Source organism: Paenibacillus sp. J22TS3 (assembly GCF_018403205.1).
Taxonomy (GTDB): Bacteria; Bacillota; Bacilli; order Paenibacillales; family Paenibacillaceae; genus Fontibacillus; species Fontibacillus tuaregi.
In genome coordinates this window covers 174,807-190,580 of sequence record NZ_BOSF01000008.1, presented here as the reverse complement: position 1 = coordinate 190,580, position 15,774 = coordinate 174,807, and the positions used below count along the sequence as shown (strand labels likewise).

General features: G+C 51.2%; 14 protein-coding genes and 1 riboswitch. Of the genes, 4 read left to right on the top strand and 10 right to left on the bottom strand.

All coding sequences use genetic code 11. From position 1 onward, the window contains the following. Position 1: 1 nt before the first annotated feature. The 4 genes from mqnC to metA form a co-directional block, all read right to left on the bottom strand. On the bottom strand, positions 2 to 1,135 hold the full coding sequence (gene mqnC / locus KJS63_RS22105) for a cyclic dehypoxanthinyl futalosine synthase (protein ID WP_213621088.1): 1,134 nt from the start codon (positions 1,133 to 1,135) through the stop codon (positions 2 to 4). 418 nt (positions 1,136 to 1,553) lie between these two features. After that, on the bottom strand, positions 1,554 to 2,714 hold the full coding sequence (locus KJS63_RS22100) for a trans-sulfuration enzyme family protein (protein ID WP_213621087.1): 1,161 nt from the start codon (positions 2,712 to 2,714) through the stop codon (positions 1,554 to 1,556). Next, the gene (locus tag KJS63_RS22095) at positions 2,711 to 3,895 is read right to left on the bottom strand and encodes an aminotransferase class I/II-fold pyridoxal phosphate-dependent enzyme (RefSeq protein ID WP_213621086.1); all 1,185 of its coding nucleotides are present in this window, start codon (positions 3,893 to 3,895) and stop codon (positions 2,711 to 2,713) included. The genes KJS63_RS22100 and KJS63_RS22095 overlap by 4 nt, the downstream gene beginning before the upstream one ends. 21 nt (positions 3,896 to 3,916) lie before the next feature. Then, entirely contained in the window at positions 3,917 to 4,852 is a 936-nt protein-coding gene (metA, locus tag KJS63_RS22090) for a homoserine O-acetyltransferase MetA (protein ID WP_213621085.1), read from the bottom strand. Between the two features lie 114 nt (positions 4,853 to 4,966). Further along, positions 4,967 to 5,091: riboswitch (SAM riboswitch) on the bottom strand. A 464-nt stretch (positions 5,092 to 5,555) separates the two neighbouring features. Between metA and corA the strand changes: the two genes are divergently transcribed. Beyond that, positions 5,556 to 6,491 (top strand): magnesium/cobalt transporter CorA, encoded by a 936-nt coding sequence (corA, locus tag KJS63_RS22085; protein ID WP_068620018.1) that lies wholly within the window; start codon positions 5,556 to 5,558, stop codon positions 6,489 to 6,491. Positions 6,492 to 6,624: 133 nt separating this feature from the next. Here corA and KJS63_RS22080 read toward each other — a convergent pair whose 3' ends face one another. Then, positions 6,625 to 7,629, bottom strand: coding sequence for an HRDC domain-containing protein (locus KJS63_RS22080; protein ID WP_213621084.1), 1,005 nt, complete (start codon positions 7,627 to 7,629; stop codon positions 6,625 to 6,627). Between the two features lie 206 nt (positions 7,630 to 7,835). On the opposite strand from KJS63_RS22080, the gene KJS63_RS22075 reads away from it, so the two are divergent. Next, a complete protein-coding gene (locus KJS63_RS22075) occupies positions 7,836 to 8,138 on the top strand; it encodes a DUF3055 domain-containing protein (protein ID WP_068620019.1) in 303 nt (100 codons plus the stop codon). Between the two features lie 142 nt (positions 8,139 to 8,280). Here KJS63_RS22075 and modA read toward each other — a convergent pair whose 3' ends face one another. Continuing rightward, positions 8,281 to 9,123: a molybdate ABC transporter substrate-binding protein gene (modA, locus tag KJS63_RS22070; RefSeq protein ID WP_244862727.1), complete on the bottom strand. Its 843-nt coding sequence runs from the start codon at positions 9,121 to 9,123 to the stop codon at positions 8,281 to 8,283. 122 nt (positions 9,124 to 9,245) lie between these two features. Here modA and KJS63_RS22065 point away from each other — a divergent pair, with 122 nt between their 5' ends. Continuing rightward, a complete protein-coding gene (locus KJS63_RS22065) occupies positions 9,246 to 10,211 on the top strand; it encodes a substrate-binding domain-containing protein (RefSeq protein ID WP_213621083.1) in 966 nt (321 codons plus the stop codon). Between the two features lie 343 nt (positions 10,212 to 10,554). Here the strand turns inward: KJS63_RS22065 and KJS63_RS22060 are convergent, their stop codons facing one another. Together KJS63_RS22060 and KJS63_RS22055 are read right to left on the bottom strand one after the other, a co-directional pair. Next, positions 10,555 to 11,544, bottom strand: a complete 990-nt coding sequence (locus tag KJS63_RS22060) for an MBL fold metallo-hydrolase (protein ID WP_213621082.1) — start codon at positions 11,542 to 11,544, stop codon at positions 10,555 to 10,557. A gap of 269 nt (positions 11,545 to 11,813) precedes the next feature. Next, positions 11,814 to 12,929: a foldase protein PrsA gene (locus tag KJS63_RS22055; RefSeq protein WP_213621081.1), complete on the bottom strand. Its 1,116-nt coding sequence runs from the start codon at positions 12,927 to 12,929 to the stop codon at positions 11,814 to 11,816. 402 nt (positions 12,930 to 13,331) lie between these two features. Between KJS63_RS22055 and KJS63_RS22050 the strand changes: the two genes are divergently transcribed. Continuing rightward, positions 13,332 to 14,687, top strand: coding sequence for a dipeptidase (locus tag KJS63_RS22050; RefSeq protein WP_213621134.1), 1,356 nt, complete (start codon positions 13,332 to 13,334; stop codon positions 14,685 to 14,687). Between the two features lie 104 nt (positions 14,688 to 14,791). Here the strand turns inward: KJS63_RS22050 and KJS63_RS22045 are convergent, their stop codons facing one another. Together KJS63_RS22045 and KJS63_RS22040 are read right to left on the bottom strand one after the other, a co-directional pair. Beyond that, a complete protein-coding gene (locus tag KJS63_RS22045) occupies positions 14,792 to 15,100 on the bottom strand; it encodes a hypothetical protein (protein WP_068620024.1) in 309 nt (102 codons plus the stop codon). A gap of 276 nt (positions 15,101 to 15,376) precedes the next feature. After that, positions 15,377 to 15,601, bottom strand: coding sequence for a helix-turn-helix domain-containing protein (locus tag KJS63_RS22040; RefSeq protein WP_068620025.1), 225 nt, complete (start codon positions 15,599 to 15,601; stop codon positions 15,377 to 15,379). Positions 15,602 to 15,774: the final 173 nt, after the last annotated feature.

Sequence of the window (15,774 nt, the reverse complement as noted above, 5' to 3'; positions counted from 1 at the left end):
ATTAGTTCTGCATCACAAAATCATTCTCCACATTCGCGTTCTCATCATTGAACACACGGAGAATATCATAGCGGGTATTGCGCTGTGCCGGGATTTTGCCGGTCTCACGGATCAGCTTCAGAATCGATCCAATGTTCACTTTATGAGTCGCTCCCGCGGAAGAGACCACGTTCTCCTCAATCATCGTGCTGCCGAAGTCATTACAGCCGTATTGAAGAGAGAGCTTGCCTACCTCAGGTCCCATTGTGACCCAGGAGGATTGGAAGTTCTTGATGTTATCCAGCGTGATCCGGCTGATCGCCACAGTCTTCAAGTACTCCTCAGGAGTCTGGCGGTCCAGCTTCAGATTCGTATTGTCCGGCTGGAATGTCCAAGGAATGAAGGCAAGGAAGCCTTCGGAATCATACCCATTACGGATGCACTCATCCTGAGCATCACGCACACGGTGAAGGTGCAGAGCGCGCTCCTCCATGGACTCGCCCAATCCAATAACCATGGTAGCCGTTGTGTTCATGCCCACCTTATGGGCCGTCTTCATCACGTCCATCCAATCTGTCCAGGAACCCTTCAACCGGCTGATCTTGCGGCGTGTCCGGTCATCGAGAATCTCAGCACCGCCGCCCGGCAGTGAGTCCAGTCCCGCTTCGTGAATCTGGCGTACAACCTCTTCCAGAGTCAGTCCATCCGAGACCACAACCATCTTCTGAATCTCTGCCGGAGAGAACGAATGCATCGTAATTTCCGGGAAGCGCTGCTTGATTCCGCGCAGCAGATCCGTATAATAACTGAACGGCAGATTCGGGTTCGTGCCGCCCTGCATCAGAATTTCGGTGCCGCCGACATCAATGGTCTCCTGAATTTTCTGGAAAATCACCTCGTCCGGAAGCACATAACCTTCATCCGAGCCTGGTCTGCGGTAGAAAGCGCAGAAACGGCAGTACACATCACATACGTTCGTATAATTCACATTACGACCGATCACAAAGGTGGTGATAGGGTCCGGGTGCATACGCTCCATCAGGATATTTGCCGTATGTCCCAATTTCTCCACCTCGTTAGATTCAAACAAGGCAATGGTGTCTTCAACTGTAAGGCGTTCGCCCTTTAGGGCTTTATCTAAAATTGCGTCTATCATACAGAACCTCCTAACAAGAGTCTGGTCATATTCATATCATCCATCGTACCATACCCGCCCAAGAAAAACAGCACCCGATAAGAACGGGTGCCTGGATTAAAACGTTAAATATGAACATTTGTTGAACATTAAACATCTTTATAATAAAGCACTTAAAACACTTCTTAGGACCATGATTGTTCCTGGTTTTATAACAACTAAACCAAACCGGGATGCCAATCCAGACACAAAGATGCCTCAAATTTTCTCCGGGAATTCCTAGTAAACAGCCTTTGTTGATTCTTTTTTTCTTAACCGCCTAGACAGGTTGAACTTAAGAATTTCGAATAAGTTGTGAAATCTGGAAGCAACAGCGACCTTAAAGAACACTTCACATGGTTGCCTTTCGTAATAGTGCAACTCATACGATCTTGAAATTTTACTTAGGACTGTTCTCGAGTGCCTGCTCCAGATCCTGGATCAGATCATCAATATCCTCAAGACCTACCGAGAAACGCAGCAGCCCGTCTGTAATTCCCCGCTCCGCACGGACTTCCGCAGGCATGGAGGCATGGGACATCATCGCCGGATACGATAAAATACTCTCCACCGCGCCGAGGCTCACCGCCACCAGCGGCAGCTTCACGCCGCTCAGCACCTGCTTGGCGCGCTCGCCCGAGCCCACGTCGAAGGAGACGACCGCGCCATAGCCGGTCGACTGCTTCTCCTGCACCTCCCGGCCCGGATGCTCCGGCAGGCCGGGATAATACACAGCGCCGATGTCATTCCGGCGGCTGAGCCAACCCGCGAGCTTGCGCGCGCTGATCTCGCTGTGCGCCATGCGCGCACCCAGCGTTTTCATGCCGCGCATCAGCAGCCACGACTCATGGGCACCCAGCACGGTGCCCATGCCATTTTGCAGATACTTGAGCTGCTTCGCAAGCTCTTCGCTGCCTGCAACGGCCAGGCCGGCAAGCACGTCGCTGTGCCCGCCCAGGAATTTGGTCGCACTGTGCAGCACGATATCAACGCCAAGCTCCAGCGGACGCTGGTAATACGGCGTCATGAACGTATTGTCCACAATGCTGATCAGACCCTGCGCCTTTGCCCATCCGGCTACGGCCGCAATATCCGTAATCTTCAGCGTTGGATTCGATGGCGTCTCGATATAGACCGCCTTGGTATTTGGCTGAAGTGCGGATTTCACCGCCTCGAGATCCGTCATGTCCACGAAGGTTGTCTCAATCTTCATCCGGCTGAGGATCGTCGTCAGCAGCCGGTATGTACCACCGTATACATCTTCCGTCACGATAATATGATCGCCCGCCGACAGCAGCATGAAAGTGGTCGAGATGGCGGACATGCCGGTGGAGAAGGCAAATCCGCGAACGCCGCCCTCCAGCACCGCAATATAATCCTCCAGCGCTTGTCGGGTTGGATTCCCCGAGCGGCTGTAATCATGGACAGGGGGATTAAAAATATCGTGATGATGGAACGTGGAAGCCTGGTAAATCGGCACACTGGAAGCCCCGGTCGTCTCATCAATCTCGGAGCCAAAATGAATCAACTTGGTCTCAAATTTCCGTTCTTGTCCGCTCATGACGCCTGTCCTCCTTCAATTTCAACCCGCGCAGCTTCAATAGCCCGGTCCAGATCGGCAATCAGATCGTCCACATGCTCAATCCCCACCGAGAAGCGGAGCAGCCGATCGTCAACCCCTACCGCATCCCGGATTTCAGCCGGAATATCCGCATGCGTCTGGATCGCCGGATAAGTCATCAGCGATTCTACCCCGCCGAGGCTCTCTGCAAAGGCAATCAGATCCAGATGCCGCAGGATCGGCTCAACAAGACGGGCATCCTTCACCTTGAAGGAGAAAATCCCCGTGTTGCCGCTGGCCTGCCGGCTCTGAATTTCATGCCCGGGATGCTCAGGCATACCCGGATGGAACACTTCGGCAATCTGCGGATGAGATTGCAGATGCCGGGCGATCGCCAGCGCGTTGCTTTCATGGCGCTCCATGCGAAGCGCCAGCGTCTTCATGCCGCGCATCAATTGGTAAGAATCCGTTGGACCCAGCACTGCGCCAATGGAATTATGAAGAAAGGCGATTTCTTCAGACAGCTCTTTTCCTTTTGTCACAATAAGGCCCGCCAGCACATCGTTATGACCGCCCAAATATTTGGAAGCACTGTGAATGACAATATCCGCTCCAAGCTCAATCGGACGCTGGAAGAACGGGGTCAGCAGCGTATTGTCCACCACGGTCAGGATTCCATGCCGCTTGGCCCATGTACACGCCGCCCCGATATCTGTAACCATCATTAGAGGATTCGTTGGAGTCTCCACAATTAGCGCTTTCGTATTCGGCCGGCGCACCTGTTCGAGCGCATCCAGATCATTTGTATCCACATACGAAGCCGTAATACCGTACTTGCCCAGAATCCGCTCGATCATCCGGTAGGTTCCCCCATATAGATCCAGGGATACAATCAGATGGTCCCCTTGCGCAAACAATGTAAAAATCGTCTGTAGCGCCGCCATTCCGGAGCTGCAGGCGAATCCTGCATCCCCGGATTCAAGCTTGGCGGCAGCAGCCTCCAGAACTGCGCGGGTTGGGCTTTTGGTCCGTGAATAATCAAATCCGGTGCTCTGTCCGAGGCGCGGGTGACGGAAGGCGGTTGCCTGGTAGATCGGATAATTAATCGCCCCGGTAACCGGCTCCTCGACGGAACCGATCTGCGCCAGTCTGCTCTCAATGTGAAGCTCTTTGTCTGCCATAACGTAGATTAACCCCCTAATTTAGATGTGGTATACATAGTCAGCTTGAGCTTCCATGTCATACGGTGTTTCCTGATACACATAGTAATTAAGCCAATTGGAAAATAATAAGTTCGCATGAGCCCGCCAAGTCGAAGGCGGTGTGCGGGTAGGATCATCCTTCGGGAAATAATTCACCGGAAGGGCAATTTCCATTCCTTTATTCACATCACGGTCATATTCCCACTTCAGGGATAAAGGATCATATTCCGAATGCCCAGTCACAAAAATCTGCTTGCCGTCCTTGGTCGCAACCAAATAAATTCCCGCGTCCTCGGACTCAGCCAGAATCTCAAGCTCTTCACTGCGCTCGATATCCTCTTTCCGCACCGTGGTATGGCGGGAATGAGGCACATAGAACACCTCATCAAAGCCGCGCAGCAGCTTCACATTCGGAATATTGACTGTATGCGGGAAAACACCAAAGCATTTGTCCTCCAGCGGCACCTTTGGCACGCCGAAGTGATGATACAGACCTGCCTGAGAAGCCCAACATATATGAAGAGTTGAAGTGACATGGGTCTTCGTCCATTCAAAAATCTCTTTCAGCTCATCCCAGTAGTTTACCTCTTCGAACTCCATTTGTTCCACCGGAGCTCCCGTAATAATCATTCCATCAAAGCGCTGTTTCTTAATCTCGTCAAATGTTTTATAGAACATTTCCAAGTGACGCGCCGACGTGTTCTTCGAGGTATGGGAACGCGGATGCAGCAGCACGATCTCCACTTGCAGCGGAGTATTCCCCAGCAGGCGCAGAATTTGCGACTCCGTAGTTTCTTTCGTAGGCATCAGGTTCAAGATAGCAATCCGCAGCGGGCGGATGTCCTGGTGATAAGCCCGGCTTTCATCCATCACGAAGATGTTCTCGTTAATAAGAACTTCTTTGGCGGGTAAGGTGTCAGGTACTTTGATTGGCATGTCTCGTTCACTCCTTCATGGGTTTGGGTGCGGTTTCCTATGTCAGAAGCGGGGGCATACAAAAAATGACCTTTCTCTATAGAGAAAGGTCATATCCTTGATATATATGCGCCTCTCTCATCTCTCAGAGACTCAGGGCCTTGCGGCTGCCTGAAGTTCTGCAAGAATTAGCACCGTGCGATTGCTCGCCGGTTGCCGGGTTTCATTGGGCTGGTCCCTCCACCTACTCTTGATAAGAATTCGCGTATGAAATTTTAAAATTCAGGGAAAGTGTAATTTAATTCCTTGCAAATACTTTATAGTATAATCGCACCTTCCGTCAAGAACCCAGATGAGATTTTTCTTGCAAATTTAGACGTCACCTCAAGGACAATTTTCCCATATCTTATCGCATGACAGGTGAGGACATTTTTCTTGAAAATTTTCATGCCCCGGCGTTATACTAGACGAGTGTTACAAGCTGAAATGCAAAGAGGTGAAATTCAGAAATGGAAGGCGACCCGAGTAGTCCGCAGACCTATGCCCCTGCAATACAACTGCATAGAAAACAGATCAGCAGGACAACTGCGGGAGGAAGGGGCTCTTTCGTTTCCCGGTGCCGTTACTGCCTCATGCGGTAATTAGCCGGCTGCTGATTTTTTTCTATGCTCTTTAATAAGAGCATACCCCTTGTGAACCATGGGGTGAAGGAGTGAGAAATCAGATGAAAATTCGCCATGTCAACGCGGGTATCTTTACTGTGGTGGAGGACCTGGAAACAACCCTGACGCCGCCGGCGGAAGGATTTTACTGGATCGATGCGGACGCCGAGGATCTGGCGCTGCTGCAGCCGGCTTTTGGGCTGCATGATCTGGCCGTGGAGGACTCCCTGACCGAAGAAGAACAGCGTCCGAAGATTGAAATTTATGACAACCATTATTTTATTGTTGTGAACAGCATCCGTTTTGATGACGAGGAAATTTTCCTGCGTGCGCTGAGCATGTTCCTGGGACGGCATTATATTATTACAGTAACAAAGCAGAAGATCAATGAACTCCGGGCCATCAAGCCCATTCTATGGGAACAGGAGGTTAACGAACCTGACCGTTTCCTGTACCTGCTCATTGACCTTGTTGTTGATAACTATTTCCTAGTCGGTGACCGGATCGAAGACAAGATTGAGAGGCTTGAGGAGGACATCCTGGTTCATACCAAGCGGTCGCACTTAAGTGAAATTATCGGTCTGAGAAGTGAGATCCTGTGGCTGAAGAAGATGCTCGGTCCGCAGAAGGAAGTTATTAATATCCTGAACAAGAAGGACCTTCGCCTAATCGATGACCAGCTGCAGAAATACTTCAGCGACATTTATGAAAATGCCGTGAAGATTTCCGAGAACTTTGATACCTTCCGGGAACTGATGGGCAACTTACGAGAAGCCTATCAGTCCAGTATCGCCAACCGCGCGAATGAGATCATGCGGGTGTTCACCGCGATCACCACGATCTTCATCCCGCTAACCCTAATTACCGGAATTTACGGAATGAACTTTACTAATATGCCGGAGCTGCACAGCCGTTATGGTTATTTCATTGTGCTCGGCATTATGGCCGCGCTGGGCCTGGGCATGTTCTATATTTTCCGCAAAAAAGACTGGATTTGAGCTGACCGCTCCATCCCACTAACGAACCTAATGCAGGACGAAGCACCCGCTGCCAACAGACGGCGGAGAGCTTCGTCCTTTTTTGATCACTATCCGGCTATCCGGCACTATCCGGCTATCCGGCACTATCCGGCTATCCGGCGCTCTGAACGCTTGAGCAGTGCCTTCTGAACCGGATCCGGATCAGCCTGAGCTGCTCATATTTCTTCTCCACATTGCTCTCCGGCGGCAGATCCGTTCCGTATACCCGCTGCAGCACCGGCTTCAGGAAAGTGTCGCCAAGCTCCTCATATGCCTGCCAGATCGCGGCTTGCTCCGCCTCCGGCAGCTCATGAAGCTCATTCATCAGGAGAGCGTCGAGATCATAGCCATCCTTCTCCAGCTCCTCGAGCAGCTCCACCGTCTCCCTCCGGTCAAGCCCGCTTCTGCGGCTCATCTCCTCAATGCCGTGACCTTCCGCCATCGACTCCAGCAGCACCCGGCGCAGACCGTACCTTTCCATCTCCACCCGGTACTTCACTTCCTTCTGCTTGTACAACCAGGAGCGGAACTCTTCTTCATCCAAAGTTCCTTCGACCCAGCCAAGCGGGAAGCTGTATAGCCGCTCTCCCTGCTGGGTCAGCTCCAGCAATTCCGGCCCATATTCCGCGGATTTGGCTTCGCCCATTCCAGGCAGCTGCATCAGCTCCTCACGCGTTCTTGGCTGGAATACACTGATCAATCGGAGCAGCCGATTGCTGGCGATCAAATACGGTGCTTTGCGCTCGGCCGCAGCCCGTCTGCGCCGCCATGCGCTGAGCTCCAGGAACAAGGCCTCGTTCGGATGAAGCTCGCTGTAGAAGACGAGCTTCTGGGCGAGTGCCGACTTGCCTTTGCCGTCCTCTTTCTCATGGAAAATCCCGTCAATCACCGGTCTGAAGCCTTCTCCAAGCTTCACGGACAGACGGTGACGGTAGACATGCAGCATCTCCGACCAGGATTCTCCTTCATACCAGAGTATCTCCCCAGCCTCATCGGAAGACAGCTCATTCCAGCCCATCCTCCATACCCCCTGCTCTTCTCCGATCCACACCTGAGCGCCCTGGATCAGTTCCCCGCCCTCTCGCTTCTCCATACTGTTCAGAAATACGATTTGCATCCGTTCCTGCACCTCCCTTAAATCAGCACACAAAAAAAGCACCCCTTCGGCCATCGGCCAAAGAGGTGCTTCCTCATTTTCGTATACTGTTAAATCTTACTATACCTTATTTTGGGAAAAAGTCAAATGAAAGCGTTGGCGCGCTTGCGATCTTTTTTCCTGTTATAATGGGGAACAGACACACCATTCTAGGAGGCATTACCGATATGACATTTTCTGAAAAAGACCTGGACTTTCTGTCCGATTCCACGGAGCAGACCTCAACCCGCTTCATTACTTTTATCGGCCATTCCATGAAGAGATTCGATCTGGCCATTACCACAACGAACCGGTTCTACGGGAAGAAACTGGTGACCGATCTTCAGGCTGGACGTACCGCTATTCTTGGATCGGATGACCTGGATGAGGAGGGTTATCTAGAGCGCGTGTACAGCCTGGATGAGGAAGAGGGCGAAGAGCTTCGCGGCTTCCTGTATCAAGTGCTTGGAGAGCCGCATTTCACGGATTAACAGCTTAAAAAAGAGACTGCATCTCCGTCATTTCTAATGACAAAAGGGGCAGTCTCTTTGCTTGAGGGGGTCAATGTTAGTCCTCTAGCCGGACAGTTTTCGGATAAAGACACCGGAAGACTGGAAGCCTGCAGTGTCCATATTAAGCGTCCGGAAGGCTAAAACCATACTTCGTAAATACATGCTGAGCCGTCTTGCTGGTCATGAAATTATAGAACGCCTTGGCTTCCTGAGGGTGCTGTGTCGCTTTTACTATACCCTCCGGGTACACAATTGCCCGGTGGCTGAGCGGATCGATTGTGAACATGACGCCCGCTTTCGTGGATGTCTGGGCATCACTCCGGTACACAAACCCCGCCTCCACATTACCGGTCTCCACATAAGTCAGGACCTGTCTGACATCCTTGGCAAAGACCAGCTTCGGCTTCAGCTTGTCCCAGAGCTTGTAATGCTCAAGCGCTTCCTTTGTATACTGCCCTGCGGGAACCGATTCCGGCTCTCCCACGGCTATGCGGGATACACCATCGTCACCCAGACTCTCCAGCGTAGCGGGCGACTTCGCGCCGGCAGCCGCAATCAAGACCAGATCATTCTTTAGCATCGGCGTGCTCTCCCCCGGATCGACCAGCTTCTTGTCAATCAGAGCGTCCATTTGTTTCTGACCTGCGGACAAGAACACATCGGCTGGCACTCCCTGCTCAATCTGCTTCTGCAGCGCGCCCGAAGCCCCGAAGTTAAACAACAGCCTAACATTCGGATGCTCCTTTTCGAAGGCTGGCTTCAGCTCATTCAGGCTGTCCTTTAGACTTGCCGCGGCGGAAATTACCAATTCAATCTGAGTCTGCTTCTCCTTGCTGCCAACCTGCTCATTCGTTCCTGATGCACCAAGGCTGCCGCAGCCCGCCAGCATCACCAGCAGGAGAATCAAACCAGCCGCTAGCCATCTTTTCATAGACAGCTTTCTATTCACTTTCGCTTCTCTCATCCCTTTACTTCCTCCTACTTATCACATACCATTAAAATAAAAACAACAAGTTAATTATAATATTACTAGTTATACCTATATATATCTAGTTATAATTAAACCTGACTGAACTGGAGGATTTCATGAGTGACATTTCTTACACAACCGAAGAAATAGCGAAGCTTCTGAAAGTATCCAAGCTGACTGTATACGACCTGATTAAAAAAGGGGAACTTCCGGCTTACAGAGTCGGCAAGCAAATGCGGGTGGATGCGGGCGATCTGGAAGCATATAAACGGTCCGCCAGAAGTGGACCGGCCTTGCGCAGTCCGTCCGCCTCTCAAGATGCTTCTGATGATGCTTCCGAAGCGCGGGCCGGGAACCAACAGGAGTCCGGCGAAGCCCGCTCCCTGGTAATCACCGGCCAAGACATCAGTCTGGATCTGCTCGCCAAGCATCTGGAGAGATCCGCCCCCTCCTACCGTCCTCTTCGTTCCCACGCCGGAAGTCTGGACAGCCTGATTTCCATGTATCAAGGGAAAAGCGACATTGTCAGCACCCATCTGCTTGATGCGGACAGCGGACAGTATAACCTTCCGTATATCAACCGGATTCTAACCGGTCATTCTTATATGGTCATCCATCTGCTTCAGCGGACCGCAGGGCTGTATGTTGCCAAGGGGAATCCGAAGAATCTTACCCGGTGGGAAGATCTTCAGAAGCCTGGGGTCCGGCTGATTAACCGGGAGAAAGGTGCCGGAGCCCGGGTACTTCTGGACGAGCAGCTGCGGATTCATGGACTGGACCGGAAATCGATTCAGGGCTACGACCATGAAGAGACCAGCCATATGGGTGTGGCTGGCAAGGTATCTGTAGGTGAGGCCGATGTGGGCGTGGGCACCGAGAAGACTGCTCAAATGATGGGCAGCATTGACTTTGTGCCGATGGTCAAAGAACACTACGATCTGGTTGTCCTGAAGAATTCCCACACCGAGCCCTGGATTCCACGTCTTCTGGAAGTGATGAATTCAGACGCGCTCAAGATAGAGCTTGGCTCTATCCAAGGTTATGATCTCTCCTTGACTGGACAAGTGAAATACGAGATTTAAAACCGTCCTATATTTAACAAGTAACGCCCCTGTTATCCGAGCCACACAAGGCCTAAATAACAGGGGCGCTATTTTATAATTTTCCTATTGATTCCACACACTCGGTCCGGGCTCAGAACCCCCGCACCACGCAAAGCTCCCAGCGCTCGGTGCGCATTGCATGACGGCTGTCAACCAAACCTCAGGCTGTCAACACTGTCACCAACTACACGGCAAGAATCAAAATCCCGCCAGGGGCCCTGAAGAGAGCAGCAGTTCTTCTGAATATATCCAGACCATACCCTCACTGGCAACCTTTAAGAAGGTAAGGCTTAGGTTTATCCACGCTTAAGGAATGTGCGTTTTATTCATTTCTGCCCAGCACAGGATAATAAATAACCCGCTCCGATGAAGCCTCCTCAAATGCCCGGCCCTGCCGAATCAGCTCAATCAAGTGAGCCAGCGTCTCCGACATGGCAAACCGCATCTGGTGAATACCCAGCTGATCTCCGAACAGATAGGTGCAGACCTCGAACGCTGATCTTGGGTTTTCCCTAAGGAACTCCTCAATCTGGTTCAGACGCTGTTCATGGTGAATCAGCAGATCCTCCAGCCGCTTCCTGAAATAATCGAAGGGATGCCTGTGTCCCGGATATGCCAGGTCCACTTCATACGCGGCCAGCTTCAGCATGGCATCGGTATACGACTGCAACGGCTGCGGATCACTTCCCGGCAGGAAGCTGATGTTGGGCGATATCTGGGGAAGAACAGCGTCCCCGCACAGCATCGTCCGGCTCTCCCGGTGATAGAAAGACATATGACCGGGGGCGTGGCCCCCTGTCTCAATTGGCAGCCAGAGCCGGTCCCCCATCTCCAGCATGACTCCTTCATCCAGATAGGAGACAATCGGCTCGGGCAGCACCTGCGGCAGGAAGCCCTCCAAATGGGCGGCCAGCTGGCTGGTCCACTCCGGCGGCATTCCATGACGACGGTACAGAGCCGGCAGCTCTTCATTGATATGACTGCCCGGCCCCCACATGAATTTAGTCTCCGCATGGGCCCGGCGGGACATCCACACACTTGCCCCCGTGTAAGCTTGGATATGACCAGCCAATCCATAATGGTCCGGGTGGTGGTGAGTCAGCACGACAGAAGTAATCTCGTCTTTGTTAAGCCCGAGTTCTCCCCATACCTTCGTCCACTCCGCAATACTGGTCTCTGATTTCGGACCGGGATCAATAATAGTGACTCCCCGGCTGCCACGGAGAATATAGCTGTTGACCCACCTTAGTGGGGGAGACATAGATATCTTCACCTGGATCATACCGTCTTCCCACAATTTCACTTCAGACATGCCTCTTCAACCTCAGCTTCCTGCACATAATCATACGAGGCATCTCATTCGTCTCGTACCGACCCGGTTTTTTTTAGATTCGTCTTGCTTTTCCGCCCCCCTATTGTACCTTCTTTCCAGAACAAACTCAAAGTCTATAGAAGTTGCTCTCATCCGTACAATCATTTGTTCAACTTTTATGAATAGCCAAGCTGAAATCTCACCCCCCGCATATCAAAATGGAAAAAAGGCCGGGTTACAAGAACCCGGCCTTTCATCATCCAACCTTATTATTTAGCTGCCGCCGATGTGTCTGTACCTGTCTTTGTGTTCAGGTTGTTGACAATCTTGGCTTTTGCTTTAGTCTCATCAAGCCAGCTCTGCTGCAGCTGGGCAACCTGTTGGGACTCCAGACCGTCGCGAATTTGGTCCTTGCGCTCCTCGAACGTTGCAGTATGCGCTTCTTTACGGTCCGTCACCTTCAGAATTTTAAAGCCTTCCTGGGTCTTGATCACTCCGCTGAGCTCGTCCTTCTTCAGCTTGAACGCAGCCTCTTCCACTGCGGCTTCCTGCTGTCCCTTGCTGATGAATCCAAGATCCCCACCGCTTGCTTTCGTTGCGGCATCTGTGGATTTCGCTTTGGCCAATGCTGCGAAATCCCCACCTTCCTTAAGCTCTTTAAGCACCTGATCCGCATCAGCCTGCGACGCAACAGTAATGGCTGATACACGAACCTGCTCCGGCGTATTGAAGGACTCTTTATTCTGATCGAAGTACTGCTTCACTTGTTCATCGGTTACTTTGATTTTGGAACCGAGCAGCTTCTTAAGCTCAAGCTGCTTAACCACCATTTTATTCAGATCATTACGGGCCATCCCGTTCTGCTGAAGAGCTTGATCCAGCGCTTCCTTAGAGCCGTACTGCTCTTCCAGATATCCGATTTCCTTATTAATATCAGCGTCTGTAATCTTGATCTTGGCCTTGTCGACTTCCTGCTTCATCAGCTCATCGTTGATCATGCTGTCAAGAGTCTGCTCACCGCCTGCTTTAACCAGCTCGTTATACAGCTTCTCCTTGCTGATCTCCACACCATTAACCGAAGCGACCGGCCCGTTGTCCAAAGCGCCTTTTCCTGTCAGCGGCTTCACCAGTACGATGACAAGCACCACGGCCAGAATCAGTGATACGATCATCCATATCATACTTTGGCGTTTGGCTGCGGTTACAGCTGGGTTGCCTCCCGCAGTCTGCTCGGACAAGAGTGATTTTGTCTCCGGAGAAGAATATACAGCTGGTCCTTCAGACGTTGGCTTGACCGCGGAGGTTCCTGTCTCTTCACCTGCCTGTCCCTCTTTCGGTTCTTGATTCATTTCTTGCTCCAAATCTTTCTGATCTTTACCATCCATTCTATTGTTTGACTCCCCTCTAATGCTTGTTTAATTTCACTTTACCAGAAACGTCTCCACATAACCTTAACATTTCATAAAAAAATGCCGGTTATTTTTAAGGAAGCGCTAATCTATATAAAATGAACTTATGAAGGTAACCTTTTGGTGCGCTGCGATGCCGAGTGTTCTTACGACCACTGTTGTCCCCGAAATGCTTGAACTAAATATCCAAGTAGGGGCATTTCGGAGACAACGGCGGACGCTCCGCTTCTTCAGAATCACTCGCCCTCTCCGCTGAGATTGGTTAATTTTTAAAGTTCATTTTATCTAGCCACAACTGCTTTAACCTAAAGCATTTTTGTTTTGGCCCAAAAAGAGTAAAATAGGGCTATACCATGTTTTAGGAGGATACGCATGACAATCGATTACAAAGCCTACTTCGAGAATTTAAGGGAGCAGCACCTCACTGAATTGAAGGACCTGCTCACCATTCCCAGTATCTCCGCTCTATCCGAACATAAGCCTGATGTGGCCAGAGCCGCCAATTGGATTGCGGACGCCTTGACCCGCGCGGGGCTTGAACATGTTGAGGTTCATGAAACCCAGGGCCATCCCATTATTTATGCCGATCATCTGCATGCTCCCGGTAAACCTACCGTTCTAATTTACGGCCACTATGACGTTCAGCCGGTTGATCCGCTCCACCTGTGGGAGACACCTCCATTCGAGCCTTCCATCCGGGACGGTAAGCTGTACGCCAGAGGCGCTACCGATGACAAAGGCCAGCTATTCCTTCATATTAAAGCGGTGGAAGCCCTGCTCAGTCAGGAATCCGCTCTTCCGGTCAATGTGAAATTCTGTATTGAAGGCGAAGAGGAAGTATCCAGTCCGAACCTTCCTTTGTTCCTGGAAGAGAACAAGGACAAGCTTGCCGCTGATGTGGTGCTGATCTCCGATACCTCGCTGATCGAGAAGGGCAAGCCTGCCATCAGCACAGGGCTCCGCGGGTTATGCTCGCTTGAAGTATCCGTACATACCGCGAATACCGATCTGCATTCAGGCTCATTCGGAGGCGGCGTACCTAACGCCCTGCATGCTATCGTCTCCCTGCTGGCCTCCCTGCACGATGATCAGGGCCGGGTGGCTGTAGAAGGCTTCTACCAAGGCGTCCCGGTTCTATCCGAGGAGATGAAAGCCGAATTCAAAAAGATGAACTTCAATGAAGAAGGCCTACGGCAAGACCTGGGTCTGGACACTCTATACGGAGAGGAAGGCTTCTCCTTCGTCGAAAGAACCGGCGCCCGTCCTACTCTGGAGCTTAACGGAGTGTACGGCGGCTTCCAGGGCGAAGGCTCCAAGACTGTTATTCCTAAGGAAGCTCATGCGAAAATCACCTGCCGGCTGGTTGGCGACCAGGACCCGCAGGATATTCTGGACAAGATCGAGCGCCACCTCAAGGCCCATACTCAGCCGGGCGCCAAGCTCACGGTGAAGCAGATGGAGAAGGCCTTCGCGTTCAACATCGATCCTTCCCACCCCATGCTGCAAAAAGCGGCCGATGCCTACGAGCGGGTCTATGGCACTCGCGCTCTGTTCACCAAGGACGGCGGCTCCATTCCGATCGTTGCCACCCTGTCCCGCGTCCTGTCCGCCCCGGCCGTCATGATGGGATTCGGCCTGCCAGATGAGAATCTGCATGCGCCGAACGAACACTTCAATCTGGAGAACTTTGATAAAGGACTCCTTACCATTGTGGAATACTTGAAGCTGATTTAACCGGATACTTACGGATATTCAGCCATGGCACACAAAAAAGCCTTACCCGAAGCGCTCATAGGAGCATGCCGGGTAAGGCTTTTTTTTCACAACATGGAATTCGGTCATTCAATCACTTCGGTCTTGAACACGTTATCCACTTTCGTACCAAGTCTTTTCTTCAAAGGAACCTTGATGTCTCTTCCCAATTCATTAAAAAATGCGGGTATTTCACATTTCACCTGATCCGCAATCAGCGTGATATACCCATTCGCGGCAATATCGCTGTTCGCCTCTGCCGGAACCGTAACCTGGATGTCGTATTTCTTCATCAAGGTACGGGAATACCTCGCAAATATCTCAAGCAGCTCCTCGTTGTTGAAATTCTCAATTGCAGCTTTACCTTTATTGGTAAAGTTCAAATTCACTTTCATCTGTGCTTCCCCCTTTTCTTTCAAACCATTCTGGTACTAGCCCGAGCCTGATGAACTTATGGTCGCAGTAGAAAAGGCAAGTGTGCATCTGTTGGAAAAACCTAATCTCTTTTAAGGCCTCTTATGTATCATACCTCTTTTTCTTCAAGAATTCATGCTTTCCCGGATATTCCCTCTCGGAAGTGCAGCCAACCTTCACGCGCTTCACAACAAAAAACCTTCCCGAGCCTTGCGGCTGAATCGGGAAGGTTCATGCTCGGGCCCGGTAAGGTGCCCTCAAATTTTTAATTCCCCAAGCTTAATTAGCTCGACAACTGCCTGTGCACGACCTTTGACGTTGAGTTTCTGCATGACATTAGAGATATGGTTTCGAACCGTTTTCTCACTGATAAACAGCTGTCCGGCAATATCACGCGTCGTTTTATCCTGCACGAGCAGTTCAAAAACCTCCCGCTCACGATGAGTTAGTAAAAATTTGCTGTTGCGATCGCTGCCCTTCAAAATGTGTCACCCCTCCTTGCTCGGGTTTGATGGTTTAACAAGTAAGGGATACAGTCAACACATCTTATGAACGGGATAGGGCAAAGGTGCGATACATAAGGAAAAATGGGCATTCTCTATTCAGATACAGTAAACGGCCCATTTCCACAGGGGAAATGGACCGTCCGGGACAG